Source organism: Planococcus sp. RAB007_Raresut, from assembly GCF_057369535.1.
In genome coordinates, this window is record NZ_JBXYIF010000214.1 from 1 (window position 1) to 249 (window position 249).

The following is a 249-nucleotide window of genomic DNA, read 5'->3' on the forward strand; positions in this document are numbered from 1 at the left end:
CGTGAAGGGAACAGGTTGCGTTCGTGTTGTTACAGATTTCGACGTGTAGCAACGTTTCCGCGGCCGGTTTGCCTGACTGTTCTCCAATCAATTGACCGGTCGCAACGACGAGGACGAAGTCTTCATTGGTACGCTTTCGTTTATCACGACCGCTTGCCGTCACGAGGAACGTCAACGGGACGTCCGATACGCGGATCGCCAGGTTGCCACTCGTCCCGGGGAACCAATCTCCTGCGGCGAGCTCGTCTT

1 protein-coding gene is annotated in these 249 nt (G+C 56.6%); it reads right to left on the reverse strand.

Annotated elements, in window-relative coordinates; genetic code table 11:
• A partial coding sequence (locus AC2Q9J_RS18325) for a class II aldolase/adducin family protein (protein WP_499042153.1) occupies nucleotides 1-249 on the reverse strand: 249 nt, incomplete at both ends.